The sequence below is a fragment of the Halopseudomonas salina genome (assembly GCF_008641105.1).
On sequence record NZ_VTTI01000007.1, the window covers coordinates 86,839 to 101,019 of the forward strand.

A 14,181-nucleotide genomic window follows, 5' to 3' on the forward strand; every position below is an offset into this window, starting at 1 on the left:
CATACAGGAAGATGGAGACAGACCATGGTTGCAGCACACGATCTATGCCAGGACCTGGGCATAACTCAGGACGAACTCAGTCAGCACCGCAAGAACGATTCCACGCTGGACAAGCTGGTCGCCGACTACGACAACGTTGACAAGCGTACCGTCGATGCGGAGCAGACCAACGCCGCAATCATCAGTGACGAAGAGCTGCTGGCCCTCAAGGAAGAACGCCTGAAGATCAAGGACCAGATCACGCAGCGAGTGCAGAACTCTCGAGCCTGAGGGTGATCGGATCCGGGTGTGTCTCCCGGCGCAGCTCATCAAAAAGCGCCTGTGCCTGGGGATAGCCGCGGGTCAGCAGTGACAGCCACTGCTTGATTCGGCCCGGTGAGTGCCGATCCACCATACGCTCGCGGGTTTGCACAAAAAATTCCGCGAGCCACGGTTGCAGCGCTTCCCAGCTGAGGGGTTCGAGGGCCGCGCCGGCCTGAAAGCGGCGGATCTGCCGCGCCAGATCGGGTCTGACTATCAAGCCACGACCGATCATGACCGCCGTGCAGCCGCTGAGCTCACGGATGCGCTGGTAATCTTCCAGCGTCCAGACCTCGCCATTGGCTATCACCGGCACGGCAACCGCCTCGCGGATGCGGGCAATCCACTCCCAGTGGGCAGGCGGTTTGTAGCCCTCCATCTTGGTGCGTGCGTGCACGGCAATCTCTGCCGCGCCGGATTCGGCCAGGGCCTGGGCGCAGTCCAGGGTCAGGCTGGTGTCTTCGTAGCCCAGCCGCATCTTGGCGGTCACGGGGATGTGTGAAGGTGTCGCGGCGCGCACGGTGGCAACAATTCTGGCCAGCACCTCGGGCTCGCGCAGCAGGCTGGCTCCGCCGCCATGGCGATTGACTGTCTTGGCCGGGCAGCCGAAGTTCAGATCCACCGCGGGCGCGCCCCATTGGGCCAGTTGCGCGGCATTGACGCCTAGCCAGTGGGGGTCGGAGCCGAGCAACTGTGGATGGACCGGCACTCCAGCTGCGGTTTTCCAGCCACGGTGCATTTCCGGAATAAAACGTTCCACTGTCGCCAGATTGAGAGCAGTGTCGGTCACGCGGATAAATTCACTGACGCAGCGGTCTATGCCGCCAATGCGAGTCAGAATATCGCGCATGGGCGGGTCAACCAGCCCTTCCATGGGGGCCAGGATCACAGTGGCTGCGCTGGGAGTGTGTTGCGGTGTCATCCAGTCAGGCGCCATACACCATCAGCCTGTTGCGCCCCGCCTTCTTGGCCTCATAAAGCGCCTTGTCGGCATTGACCAGCAAGGTTTCGGCATCTACATCCATACCTGGTCGGTATTCGGCCAGGCCTATCGAGATGGTGACACTAAAGCTGGTGTCTTCGGAGGTAAACTGCAGGTCCTGAAAACGCTGGCGAAAGTCCTCGAGCACCACCTTTGCCGCCATCGCATCACAATTGGCCATGAGCACGGCAAATTCTTCACCGCCGTAACGGCCGAGAATGTCGGTAGCCCGCAAACGCTGGCGCAACAGGGTGGCAACGGATGCGATCACCTCATCACCTGTGGCATGCCCAAAACGGTCATTGACCTCTTTGAAGTGGTCAATATCCAGCATGGCGACGCAGAATGTGTCGCCCTTGCGTTTGGCAACGGCCCATTCACGATTGATTGAATCCTTGATGGTCGCGTGCTTGAGCAATCCGGTCAGGCTGTCCTTGGTCATCAGCTCGAGCAACTGACGGGATCGCACCACCCGGGACTTTACCGCCGTAATCAGATGAGCATCATCCACAGGCTTGGTCAGAAAGTCGTCGCCGCCCTGGTTGAGCGCCTTGAGCTGCTGGCGGGGGTCGTTTTCAGCCGACAGATAGACAATAGGCAGTCCCATCCACTGTTCATACTGACGGACTACCGCCGCGAGGTTCTGTCCACTGATGTCAGGCATCTGCAGATCCATCAGCACGATATCCGGATATTTCTGCTCCAGCACCTCAATGATACGTTCGGGCTCATGCAATATGTCGGACTCCATCCCTGCTCCACGCAAAAGCTCCTGGTAATAGCGTGCGAGCAACTCATCGTCGTCAACAATGAGCACCCGCTCGGCGGGCGCGTGCAGACGGGTCAATACCTGTTCCACCCGGGTGACCAGTTTAGGCACATCAAGCGGCTTGATAAAAAAGCCCTCTGCCCCCAGTGACGCAGCCTGCAAACGGGCGTTGAAATCGTCTCTGGCGCTGATGAATATCAGGCGCGATTGCGCCTTTTTCAGCAAGCCGCTGTATTGCAGGCGATCAACCGAGCGACCCTCTGCGCCAAGCAGCACATCCATCACAAGCACTTCGGGTTGTTCCAGAGCATAGGCTTCTGTCAGCTGGGCATAGGATGTAAACAGGCGCGCTGTAAAGTTGAACGCTTCCAGGTGTGCGAGCAGACTGGACCCCAGAAACTCGTCATCTTCCAGCAGCCAGACTTCAGCGGCCAGCCCCTCCCCTTTTGCCAGCTCCCCGGACAGTGCTGGCCGCGCGCCCGGCAACTGGTCGGGCGCGGCAAAGTGCTGCAGGTTATAGAGTTCGGTCTGCAGCAGGCGGGATTCGTTGCGGTACCAGTCAGGGTCAGCGTCTGCGGCCAGCAGGGTCTCCAGTCGTCGGTCTAGCAGTGCGGCCTGGGTGCTCAGGGCTGATAGCCCGAATGTCCCGGCGGAACCGGCGAGCTTGTGTAGCTGCTCAGCCAGGGATTCCAGTTTCTGGGTGTCATGTTTGTCGGCTACCAGAGCATCGGCAAGCCCTCGAATGTCGCTGAGGATATCTGGCAACTTGGCGCTGTACTGCCGCTGCAAGGCCAGTAACTGCTCATTAAAGCTCAAGAGTCACCTCGGGCAGCAGCGCTTTGCCACAGGCTTCTTACTTGCTGTGCCAGCGTCATTGGGTCGAAGGGTTTGGCAATGACCCCTACCGCACCCAGGCTCTTGAAGTGCTCTATTTCATGGGCCTGCACCTTTGCCGTCATAAAGGCGACTGGGACGTGTCGCAACTGTGGATGTTCTCGCAGTGCTTTCAACGTGGATGGCCCGTCCATGCCCGGCATCATGACATCCAGCAGAATCATCTGGGGATCAAAACGCTCAGCCTGGGCCAGGGCAAGATCACCCCGCTCACATAGCTCTACGGTCAATCCGCCGACAACTTCCAGGGCAAGGCGTGCAACAGCCCGGATATCCGGCTCGTCTTCCACATATAAAACTCGAACCAGCTCAGTCATATGGCTGCTCCCTATCTGAATGCAATTTGACCGTCAGTTGCTCTATTCGCCTGAGTAGATCCGGAATACTCAATGCCGATTTCAATACAGCCGCCTCGACCCGTAATCTGAGTGCCGGATCAATTCCTTCACCGGCTAATAGCATAATGCTACAGCCTGGCCAGCTTTGTCGCACCTCATCAATCAGCGCCACACCGTTGCCATCCGGTAGCTCCAGGTCGAGCAGGAGAAGGTCAAATTCCTGATTGGCAATCAAGAGTCTGGCCTGAGACATGCTAGTTGCCAACTGAAAGCTGAAACGCTCGTCAGCTGAGTGGCGAATCACCTGATGCAGATCATAGTCGTCTTCCACGTGCAAAACACGAATCCGGCGGCTGGTAACCAGGGGGCCTTTTTCTTGTTCAGGTTGAACTGTCGTCATGGGGTCAGCCGGCAACTCGACCCAGAACGTGGACCCCTCACCCTCTCTGGACTCAAAACCCAACTCGCCACCCATGTGTTCGACCAGCTCCCTGCTGATGGCAAGTCCCAGGCCAGTTCCTCCTTTTCTACGCTGGTCCGAAGAGTCCGCCTGGGCGAAACGTTGAAATATTCTGGATTTGAAGGCCTCGGCAATACCTTCTCCATGGTCGATGACCGAAATACGAACACGACCATCCTGCATGCTGGCACTGAGCTTTACGCTGCCGCCTCGGGGTGAAAACTTTACTGCGTTGGAGAGCAGGTTGCTCAGCACTTGCTGAAAACGCTGGGGGTCAACCTGGATCAATGCCTGGGGCACTGGCGCAGACGTATCGAACTTGACCTCCTGCTCGGGCGCATACTGACTGACGGATGCAACGGCCTGGATCAGTTGCTCCTCCAGGGCTACCTGCTGATAATCAAAATGCAGTTTACCCGCTGCAATTTTCTCGATATCCAGCAGATCGTTAATCAGATTTGTCAGCCGCTGACTGTTGTTATGAGCCAGATTTACCATTTCCTTTGCAGGCTCCGGCAACTCGCCCAGAACACCGGACCGGAGCATGCCCAGGGCGCCGGTTATTGAGGTCAGAGGCGTGCGCAGCTCATGGCTGACAGTGGATACAAACTCGGTTTTTACCTGCTCCAGCCGCTTGCGTTCGGAAATATCCTCTGCAATCCCCAGATAGCCTGCGATGCCGCCAACGGCATTGCGTATGACGGTTACCACCAGCAATACCGGAACGCGCTGACCGTTGCGCGTGATGTAGGTCCATTCACGGGGTTCCCGCTTACCCAGTTCGGCCTCATGCACGAAGACTCTGAAACCCTCGATGGCAACGCCGTGAGCCGACGACAGCTCATCAGCGACTTTCTTCACTTCGTCAGGATCATGCAGCAAAGCCGGTGTTTCCCGACCGACCATCTGCTGCGCGGAATAACCCAACAAACGCTGGGCGCCAGTATTGAACAAGGTGATCAAACCCTGACTGTCGGTGGCGACAATACTGAAATCTTCCGCGGCATCCAGCACTGAGGTCAGCAGTCCGTTAGTGTCCGCCAGCTCCTGTGTTCGTATCGCAACGCTTTCGGCCAACTTGCCGCGGGAATCCTCGAGTATCTTGACGCTGGAAGCTATTTCACTGCCCATGTGGTTGAGCGATGACGAGAGCTGATCAAACTCCTTCGCCACGTTGCCAGGAACCTTGGCGAAACGCCCTGTGCGCACACTCAGTTCGACATCCTCACTGGCTATGGCCAAGCGGACTACCGGCGCACTCAGAAACCGGCTGATCAGCCAGGCCAGGAAAATCGAACCCAGAAATATTCCGGCAAGCAACAGGAACTTGTTCAAGCGCTGGGCTTCTCTGATGGCTATCAGGGACTCGGCTGACTGCTCCACCACAATATAGCGCTCAGGGCTCTGACTCAGCGCTATTCGCAACCAGTAAACCCCCCTTTGCCAGCGGGCGACCGAATTGAAATCACCTGCTGGGAGCCAGATTTGCAGGTCGCTACGGGATGTTGAAACTTCCGTGGGAAAGCCCGGTGTGATGGAGCGGATTTGATGACCCTGAGTTACATACACCTGCTGATCATTCTGCACCGCAATATTTACCTGGGGGAACATGGCCTGCATACGGGACAGGTGATAATCCAGCCTGTCGCTCCCCGGCGGTTCGGCCTGCAGTCTGCCGTCAAGAACCCTGGCAATATTGCTCAGGCGCTCAAATACGGCGTCCTCCAGTGCGTCGCGCTGGGCGCGCGCATCGATGATGATTGGCGTGATCCCGGCCAGGAGAATGGCGGACAGCATGGAGTGAAAAATGATCCAGGACAGCGACAGAGAGGCAGACTGCCTGGTCCGATAGCTGATCAGCAAAACCACCAAACCTGCCAACAGGGCGTTGAAGATGCCATTCAGGGCCTGTTTGACGGCAATCAGCATCACCGCCGAGTCCGCCATTCCCCCGTAGGCGGAGTACACAAGAACTACAACGGGCAAGCCGATTACCAACCAGAACGCGAGGTCGGCAAGCACCAGATTGGTCAACCTACGCTTGTTGTACAGCCAGGCGACTACCAATCCCTCGAGAATGAAGGCGGGCATGGCCAGCGGTTGGCCCCAGAGAAACCAGGTATAGAGTGCACCGACAAGGGCGATAAAGCCCGCCGCCCAAAAACCCAGATAGACGGCGGCAAGCATCACGGCAATAGAGCCGAAGATCAGGTCGATGCCGAAGAATAACGGCAGGCTCAACCAGTTTCCTGCCAGGGAAAGCGCACACAAAGCTACAAACGCGACCCATTTGTTGTACGTCCGATCGCCTTTATCCATTAGTTTCAGAGTCCCTTAATCGTGAAAAGCGGAGCCAGAAACAGCTTCCACCTCCGGCAACAGGATCAAAACCGATCTGTCCTCCCATCTGTTCAGTCAACTCCTTGCTGATGGCCAGGCCCAAACCCGTACCGGCCTGACGACGGTTATCACTGCCATCAGCTTGGGCAAAACGCTGAAACAGGTGCGGATGAAAGCTTTCCGGAATACCCGAGCCCTGATCACTCACGGTCACTTTCAGGTCGCTAGTTGAAACATGCATCACGATTTCAACCTTTCCGCCCGTCGGAGAAAACTTGATGGCATTACTGAGCAGATTGGTAAGCACCTGCTGAAAACGGGAAGCATCAACGCGGATCCAGACGTCTGGGTCCAGGCGACAAACCAGCTCGATGCCCCGCTGGGCGGCCAACCCCTGCAGATCCTCGACACTGTCGCGGATCAGCTCGGCAGCGGCGCAGCGGGTCGGGTACAGGGTCATGCGCCCCGCCATGAGTTTTTCTATGTCGAGAAGGTCATTGACCAGCTGCATCAGGCGTTGATTATTGTTGAAGGCGATATCCAGCATCGGCTGCAAGGGCTGCGGAACAGCACCAAGGCTGCCAGACCGGACCAGCCCAAGGGCACCACTTATTGCGGTAAGAGGGGTACGCAACTCGTGGCTGACGGTGGAAATAAACTGATTTTTCAAGGTTTCATTGCGTAATCGTTCGGATACATCCTCGGCAATGCCCAGATAGCCTCTGATGTCACCTTCCTCACTTCTGATTGCGCTGACCACAACCTGTACTGGTAATACCTGCCCGTTTCGATGGGTGTAGTGCAACATCAGCACTTCTTCAATACCCTGTCGGGCGCGCAGGGTAAAGACTTCATCACCCTCCAGGGGCCGCCCGAGCTCTTGTTCCATAGCACGGACACGCTGGCGGATTTCCGTGGGCAACAGGAATATCGCCGGTTTGTGCTTGCCCACTACCTCAGAAGCCTGGTAGCCGAGCATCCGCTCGGCGCCCTTGTTGAACAGCATGATAGTGCCCTGAGGATCAGTCGCTATGATCGCGAATGACCGCGCAGCAGCCAGCACGGAATCCAGCAGATCATGACTTTGGCGTAGTTCAGCGGTGCGCGCCTTAACCTCTGAGTCAAGCTGCGCCAGCAGGTTGCGCTGCCACACCAGCCGCACCAGCAGTCCAAGCAATATGGCTAGAAACAGGGCAATCCCGACCTCCAGAACCCTGTACCACCCCATCAGGCTCTGCGAGCTGGCAGGTGCCTGAACAGCCATTTGCCACTGGGCGCCTGGCACCATGATGGTCAACAGTTCCAGGGGTTGCTGAAAGTATTTCTCTGCCCCAAAAAACACCTCGCCGGGCTCACCGTCTACATCTATGTAGCGCAACGCCAACACCGGTGCCAGATCACCCGCAACCTCGGACAGTTGATCAAAAAGGCTGTCCACATCAATGACGGTGCTGAGCAGGCCCCAATATGTGTCGTCAATAAAAATGGGGGATCGATAGATAAAACCGCGCCCACCCTGAACCAGATCAATCGGGCCACTGAGACGACCTTCGCGGGTCATCATGATTTGCTGGATAGCGGGCCACTGCCCGGGAATATCCGCATAATTCAACCCAATTGCAGCCTCGTTCCCCTTCAAGGGAAAAACCCAGGCGATACGATTGTCCGGTGCTATCCCGATATTGCGAAAATGCCGACCGCGTTCGAACACCAACGCCAGTATTTGCTGAATTTCCAGCGCATCGAGATCACCCCTGCGCGCCACAATATAGGATTCCACTCCGGTGGCGAGAAAGGCCGCACTATTGACCTCGTTCTCCAGCAGAACTCGAAGCCTGTTGGCCTCCGCCAATGTGGCCTTGAGGTCCTCACGGGCACTGGCGTCCTTGTATGTCTGCAATCCGTACTCGATCAAAACGAGGAAACCGACAAACAGGCCGGCAATGAATAGGCCGAATAGCCAAGCTCGACCGCTCGTCGGTTTCGCCGTCATTCGTCCACATTCCTGTCTGACAGATTGCGCGCCGGCAGATCAACAAAAAAACGGGCTCCCTTTCCCTTTTCGGATTCAAAGCTCACATTACCGTGCATGCTCTCTACCAGTTCCCGGGTGATAGCCAGACCCAACCCGGTACCACCTTGCTTGCGGGTATCAGATGAGTCCGCCTGAGCAAACTTCTGGAAGACGCGGTCGTGGAACTCGGAAGCGATACCCGATCCCTGATCGGAGACAGTGATTCTGATATGCGTATCGTGCCAGTCAGTACTAACGGAAACCTCTGATCCGCGGCGAGAAAACTTGATCGCATTGGACAGGAGGTTGGACATCACCTGCTGCAGCCTGGAGGCATCAGCGTTGACCTGCGCCTGGTCAACATGATTGATAAAATTCAATGTCACCTGATAGAGGCTGGCGTAGGGCTGATTCTCTTGTAGCGATGTCTGTATCAAGGGCGCGATTGCATGCCACTGCAGATCAAAAACCATCTTGCCGACCAACAGCTTTTCCATATCCAGCAGATCGTTGATAAGAAACAGGAGCCGTTGACTGTTGTTCTGTGCAACCTTGACCATGCCATCGGCATCTGCAGGAAGTGTACCCAGCGCACCCGATGTTACCAACGCCAGTGCGCCGCGAATCGCCGTAAGGGGTGTGCGCAATTCATGGCTGACCGTGGAAACAAACTCGTCCTTCATGCGCTGCATTCGTTTGCGTTCTGAAATGTCCTCGACAATTGACCAGATAAGTTTGCGACCGTTGGCATCGTTTACGACCATGCCATTGAGCAGGACCGGATAGCGGCTGCCATCCTTACGGATGTATTCCTTTTCGAAGGGCCCGTAACGCCCGGTTTCCTGCATACTGCGAAGCTGCTTCTCCTCCTGTGGAGCGTACTCCTGGGGTGTGATCTCCCAGTAACTCAGTTGGCAAAATTCTTCCCTTGTATAGCCGGTGGGCGCCAACAAAGCCGCGTTAATATCCAGAAAGTGACCGTTCTCATAGTCATTGAGCGCGATACCGTACGGAGAGAGCTCGAACAAACCACGCAGCCGCGCTTCATTCTCGCGGAGCGCCATCTGTGCGTTGACCTGAGCGCTGACGTCTGCGTGGGTGCCGGCCATCCACAGGGGTTGGCCGTCGGCGGAGCGGCTGATCAGTCGGCCCCGATCATGAACCCAAACCCAGTCACCGCCCTTGTGGCGCATGCGGCATTGCACATCGTAAAAATCGGTCTCACCACTGAAATGCGCATGCAGCGCCTGCTCGGATGCAGGCAAATCCTCCGGGTGCGCCAGACTCATCCAGGTGTCGATACTGATTGGCGCCAACTCATCGAGGGTATGACCTACGATGTTGGCCCAGCGCTCGTTGAATACCGTCTCACCGGTTTGTACGTTCCACTCCCAGGTCCCTATATTGGTACCCTCGATGACCGATGCCAGTCGTTCTTCCGCCACTTCCGCACGCGCCAGTTGCCGTTTCATGCGCGCCTGACGAATCTCGAGCTCTACCAGATCAGCCAGGTCGCGGAGCGTCTGCAGATCTTCCTTCGACAGGGTCCGGGGCTGTGAATGGATCAGACACAGCGTACCGATCTTGTGCGGCCCCTCCGCATTGTCAGGATCAGTTTGCAATGGCGCGCCGGCATAAAACCGGATTTGCGGGGCATCCAGTACCAGAGGATTATCAGAAAACCGATGGTCTTTGGTGGCGTCGGCCACCACAAAGATCTCGTTCTGCAGGATGGCATGTCCGCAGAAGGAGACGTCACGGCCAGTTTCAGCAGCATCCAGGCCCTGGCGGGACTTGAACCACTGAATGTCGTCACCCACCAGCGAGATGAGAGCGATATCCACCCCGAAAATGCGCTGCGCCAGACGGGTTATACGATCAAACCGGGGCTCAGCTGCAGAAAACAGCAATCCGCTGTCATTCAGTGCCTGCAGGCGCGAGGCTTCATTTTCCGGCTTTTCTGGTGGCTGCATTTATGCCTCATGGGCAAGATTTATTAGTGGCTTTCGAGCAGATTAAGCATAAAGAAGCCCTCTTACCAGATCACGACGGGAAACTGCGTCGCGGACAGTGATGATAACCGGACACCGGGGCATCTGCCTGCAAACTCAAAGCGTGACCCCGTGTTTAACTAGCAGTTTCAGAAGGCCCTGCTCATCCAGTACGGGCACGCTCAATTGCTCCGCCTTGGCCAGTTTACTCCCCGCGCCGGGGCCCGCTACCACGCAGTGGGTTTTCGCTGACACGCTACCGGCGACCTTGGCGCCCAGGCTTTCCAGGTGTTCCTTGGCCACATCCCGGGAGAAGGTTTCCAGGGTGCCAGTCAACACCCAGGTCTGGCCACTGAGTGGCATCCCTTCGCTCTGAGCGGCACGGGGGCTGTCCCAGTGCATACCGAAATCCTTGAGCTGCTGTTCAATCCTGAGGACGTGTTCACGTCTTGCACTGTCGGCGAAATACTCGCGCAGACCCGACTGGGCCTTTTCTGTAAAGCGCGCTACCGTTTTCAGTTCCAGCCAGTCGGCATCCATGATCGCCTGCAGGGTATTGAAACTGGCAGTCAGGCGCTCGGCACCGGTCTTGGCGACGCCAGGTATCTCCAGCCGGGTAATGAACTCAGCCAGAGTGATGCTGGCTGCCAGATCCGGACTCAGATCGCCCTCCTCCTGCAGCTGGATGCCGCGCTCGAGCAGTTGGCCTATGACGGTCTGGTTGTGCTCCTCGGCAAAGAACGCGTGAATCTCGTGGGCCACTTCAGCTCCGACATCGGGCAGGTATACCAGCACTTCGGGCAGCGCCTGGCTGATACGCGCCAGTGAACCCAGGGAGCGGGCGAGGAGCTTGGCTGTTTCCTCACCCACATCGGGAATGCCCAGGGCGTAGATGAAGCGTGCCAGCGTGGGCTCCTTACAGTCCTGGATGGCACCGAGCAGGTTTTTGCTGGAGATCTCGGCGAACCCCTCCAGAGCAATTACCTGCTCGTAGGTGAGCAGATAGAGGTCGGCGGGTGAGCTGACCAGGCCGGTATTCACCAGTTGCTCGACAATTTTCTCGCCCAGGCCATCGATATCCAGGGCGCGCCGCGATACGAAGTGGATGATTGCCTGCTTGAGCTGGGCCTGACAGGTGAGCCGGCCTACGCAGCGGTACACTGCCCCTTCGCTGACAGTTTCTCGTCCCCTGGTGCGCTTGACCAGCTGGGTACGTTCCACATCCGCGCCACAGACCGGGCATTGCTGGGGAATGTCTACCGGTTTGGCATCGGCCGGTCGCCGCTCGGCCACCACCTGCATTACCTGCGGGATGACATCACCGGCGCGCCGGATGATCACGCTGTCGCCGATCATCAGCCCCAGGCGCTTGACCTCATCCATATTGTGCAAAGAGGCATTGGATACCGTAACGCCGGCGACCTGCACCGGACGTAAACGCGCCACCGGGGTAACTGCGCCGGTGCGGCCCACCTGGAACTCGACGTCAAGGAGTTCGGTGATCTCTTCCATTGCCGGGAATTTGTGCGCTATGGCCCAGCGCGGCTCACGGGCACGAAAACCCAGCTCACGCTGGTAGGCCAGCTGGTTGACCTTGAAGACGACGCCGTCGATCTCGTAACCCAGGGCCGCACGGCGCTCACCGATGTCGCGGTAATAGTCCAGACACTGGTCGACACCCACAGCCAGTTTCAACTCCCGGCTGATGCTCAAACCCCAGTCACGCAGGCTGTGCAGAATACCAACCTGGGTGTCCGGCAGATCGCCGTCCACCTGACCGATGCCGTAGCAACAGAACTCCAGGGGGCGGGAGCGGGTGATGCTCGGGTCGAGCTGGCGCAATGAACCAGCCGCGGCGTTACGCGGATTGGCAAAGGTCTTGGTGCCAGCCTCACGGGCGCGGTCATTGAGTGCTTCGAACCCGGCCTTGCTGATAAAGACCTCGCCGCGCACTTCCAGCAATGTCGGCCAGCCCTGCCCGCGCAGTTTGAGGGGCACATTGCGGATGGTGCGCACGTTACCGGAGATATCCTCCCCGGTACTGCCATCGCCCCGGGTAGCGCCCCTGACCAACTGTCCGTTCTCATACAGCAGACTGACGGCCAGCCCGTCGAGCTTGGGCTCACAGCAGTACTCCACGTCCTGCCCCGCTTCGAACAGATCCCCGGCGGGCAGATCCAGACCTTCACGCACCCGCCGATCGAAATCGCGCATGCTCTGCTCATCAAAGGCATTGCCCAGGCTGAGCATGGGGACTTCGTGGGTCACCGTACCGAACGCCGACAGGGGCGCACCGCCGACACGCTGGGTGGGTGAGTCGGGCGTAATCAGGTCCGGGCTGGCCTCTTCGATCGCCCTGAGCTCGTTGAACAGCCGATCGTATTCCGCATCGGGAATCGAGGGCTCATCGAGCACGTAATAGCGGTGGTTATGCAGATCAATCTGCTCACGCAACTCAATGGCGCGGGCAGCCGGGTCCTGGGTCTGGGTCATGGTAGATATCGGTCGGGAAACGAATGGCGATTGTAACCAATGGCGAGTGGCACGTCAGGCAGGACGTTGAAACCAAGATGCACAAACCCGCTTTTACAAACCCCAAAATGGATCCCCGCGTTCGCGAGGATGACGATAGCAGAGAGCCCGAGCGAAACTTATAGCTGCGGATCAACTGGTACCGGGAGGGCCGAGCTCTGTCTCGGCCATGGGGTGCCTGCTGAGCTCGCTGGTCGAGATGGAACTCGAAATTCCCGGATGCACACCCCTGGGAGTGGCCGAGTTCCACCTCGGCAAGGTGATACCAACTACACCGCTGGTCGAGATGGAACTCGACATTCCCGGATGCACACCCCTGGGAGTGGCCGAGTTCCACCTCGGCAAGGTGGTACCAGCCACACCGCATGTCGAGGTGGAACTCGACATTCCCGGAAGCCACCCCTGGGAGTGGCCGAGTTCCACCTCGGCAAGGTGGTACCAGCTACACCGCTGGTCGAGATGGAACTGGACGCTCCCGGAAGGCCCCTGGGAGTGGCCGAGCTCTGCCTCGGCAGGGTGGTACAAGCTACACCGCTGGTCGAGATGGAACTCGACCTTCCCGGAGCTTAGCGTCTTACCGAATACTGCTTGCGTTCGAATTCGGCGATGCGCAGGCGGTAGTGTTCAATCGTCTGGGCGGTCAGCACGCTGCGTTGTTCGTCTTTCAGGTCACCACCGAGTTCGTGGGAGAGCTTGCGGGCGGCGGCGATCATGAGGTCGAGGGCCTGCTTGGGGTGGCGTGGGCCGGGTAGGCCCATGAAGAAGCTGACGGCGCGCACGCGGGTGTTGTCCATTTCATCCAGATCGAACACGCCGGGCTTGAGCGCGTTGGCCATGGAGAACAATACATCGCCGTTGCCGCTCATGCTTTCATGGCGGTGGAAGATGTTCATGTCGCCGTGGCGCAGGCCACTTTCCAGAATACTCTGGTGCAACGCGGAACCAGCAAAGCCCTCTTCATCGCGCGCTACGACGTTAATGACCAGCACCTCCTGAACGGGTGCGGGGTCCTTGGGAGGCTCGGCTGGTGCTGGCTGGACCTTGGGGGCTTTCTTCTCGTAGCGGCTGAATGGCTTGCGCTCGGCTTTGTCCGTGGGACGGCCATCCCTGGGGCTGGATTCCACGGAGCGGCCATCGGCCAGAGGATCAAGCAATACCGGCACCGGCTCTTCCAGATCCAGGCCTACCTGCTCGGGCTGACGACGGCTATGGGGTTCACGCACTTCGTCTTCTGCCGGGAGGATGGGCAGATCGTCGTCGAAGGAGGGCTCGGCACGTTCGTGTTTGCCCAGCACCCTTGGCGGGCCCAGCAGCTCGTTACTGTCTGGCTCGTCCGGAAGATCCTGCAGGTTGCGTTCAAGCTTGAAGCGTATCCGCGAACGGCCGCCCATACGCCGCCAGCCATCAAACAGAATACCTGCGATCACCAGAAGGCCAATAATGATAAGCCACTCACGCAAACCGAAATCCATGAATATCCTGATCCTGTCTACTAATTCTGAACTGGAGCCAACTACGCGGTTGGCCGCATGTTAACCGTTGACACTAGCATGCCCCGACG

At 58.0% G+C, this 14,181-nt stretch carries 10 protein-coding genes; 2 read left to right on the forward strand and 8 right to left on the reverse strand.

What is annotated here, in order from left to right; all coding sequences use genetic code 11:
- Positions 1 to 24: 24 nt before the first annotated feature.
- Positions 25 to 270, forward strand: coding sequence for a YdcH family protein (locus FZF01_RS12870; protein WP_150278595.1), 246 nt, complete (start codon positions 25 to 27; stop codon positions 268 to 270).
- Here FZF01_RS12870 and FZF01_RS12875 read toward each other — a convergent pair.
- The 7 genes from FZF01_RS12875 to ligA all read right to left on the reverse strand — a co-directional run bounded on the left by FZF01_RS12875 (position 239) and on the right by ligA (position 12,581).
- Positions 239 to 1,222 (reverse strand): tRNA dihydrouridine synthase, encoded by a 984-nt coding sequence (locus tag FZF01_RS12875; protein WP_150278596.1) that lies wholly within the window; start codon positions 1,220 to 1,222, stop codon positions 239 to 241. The genes FZF01_RS12870 and FZF01_RS12875 overlap by 32 nt on opposite strands.
- Positions 1,223 to 1,226: 4 nt before the next feature.
- Positions 1,227 to 2,867 carry a diguanylate cyclase gene (locus tag FZF01_RS12880; RefSeq protein WP_150278597.1) on the reverse strand — a complete coding sequence of 547 codons (1,641 nt, stop codon included), beginning with the start codon at positions 2,865 to 2,867 and terminating at the stop codon, positions 1,227 to 1,229.
- The gene (locus tag FZF01_RS12885; RefSeq protein ID WP_150278598.1) at positions 2,864 to 3,262 is read right to left on the reverse strand and encodes a response regulator; all 399 of its coding nucleotides are present in this window, start codon (positions 3,260 to 3,262) and stop codon (positions 2,864 to 2,866) included. The genes FZF01_RS12880 and FZF01_RS12885 overlap by 4 nt, the downstream gene beginning before the upstream one ends.
- Positions 3,255 to 5,984, reverse strand: a complete 2,730-nt coding sequence (locus tag FZF01_RS12890; RefSeq protein WP_188434380.1) for an ATP-binding protein — start codon at positions 5,982 to 5,984, stop codon at positions 3,255 to 3,257. The genes FZF01_RS12885 and FZF01_RS12890 overlap by 8 nt, the downstream gene beginning before the upstream one ends.
- A 70-nt stretch (positions 5,985 to 6,054) precedes the next feature.
- Positions 6,055 to 8,076 (reverse strand): ATP-binding protein, encoded by a 2,022-nt coding sequence (locus FZF01_RS12895; RefSeq protein WP_150278600.1) that lies wholly within the window; start codon positions 8,074 to 8,076, stop codon positions 6,055 to 6,057.
- The gene (locus FZF01_RS12900; protein WP_150278601.1) at positions 8,073 to 10,070 is read right to left on the reverse strand and encodes a PAS domain S-box protein; all 1,998 of its coding nucleotides are present in this window, start codon (positions 10,068 to 10,070) and stop codon (positions 8,073 to 8,075) included. The genes FZF01_RS12895 and FZF01_RS12900 overlap by 4 nt, the downstream gene beginning before the upstream one ends.
- A gap of 135 nt (positions 10,071 to 10,205) precedes the next feature.
- Entirely contained in the window at positions 10,206 to 12,581 is a 2,376-nt protein-coding gene (gene ligA, locus FZF01_RS12905; RefSeq protein ID WP_150278602.1) for an NAD-dependent DNA ligase LigA, read from the reverse strand.
- Positions 12,582 to 13,028: 447 nt separating this feature from the next.
- On the opposite strand from ligA, the gene FZF01_RS19425 reads away from it, so the two are divergent.
- Complete coding sequence (locus FZF01_RS19425) at positions 13,029 to 13,190, forward strand: hypothetical protein (protein ID WP_188434382.1); 162 nt, start codon at positions 13,029 to 13,031, stop codon at positions 13,188 to 13,190.
- Here the strand turns inward: FZF01_RS19425 and zipA are convergent.
- Positions 13,187 to 14,092 (reverse strand): cell division protein ZipA, encoded by a 906-nt coding sequence (gene zipA / locus FZF01_RS12910; RefSeq protein WP_150278603.1) that lies wholly within the window; start codon positions 14,090 to 14,092, stop codon positions 13,187 to 13,189. The genes FZF01_RS19425 and zipA overlap by 4 nt on opposite strands.
- Positions 14,093 to 14,181 lie beyond the last annotated feature (89 nt).

Excerpts from the sequence above, each read along its gene's own strand:
- FZF01_RS12870 (WP_150278595.1), top strand. The coding sequence starts at position 25 with ATGGTTGCAGCACACGATCTATGCCAGGACCTGGGCATAACTCAGGAC.
- FZF01_RS12875 (WP_150278596.1), bottom strand. The coding sequence starts at position 1,222 with ATGACACCGCAACACACTCCCAGCGCAGCCACTGTGATCCTGGCCCCC.
- FZF01_RS12885 (WP_150278598.1), bottom strand. The coding sequence starts at position 3,262 with ATGACTGAGCTGGTTCGAGTTTTATATGTGGAAGACGAGCCGGATATC.
- FZF01_RS12895 (WP_150278600.1), bottom strand. The coding sequence starts at position 8,076 with ATGACGGCGAAACCGACGAGCGGTCGAGCTTGGCTATTCGGCCTATTC.
- FZF01_RS12900 (WP_150278601.1), bottom strand. The coding sequence starts at position 10,070 with ATGCAGCCACCAGAAAAGCCGGAAAATGAAGCCTCGCGCCTGCAGGCA.
- ligA (WP_150278602.1), bottom strand. The coding sequence starts at position 12,581 with ATGACCCAGACCCAGGACCCGGCTGCCCGCGCCATTGAGTTGCGTGAG.
- zipA (WP_150278603.1), bottom strand. The coding sequence starts at position 14,092 with ATGGATTTCGGTTTGCGTGAGTGGCTTATCATTATTGGCCTTCTGGTG.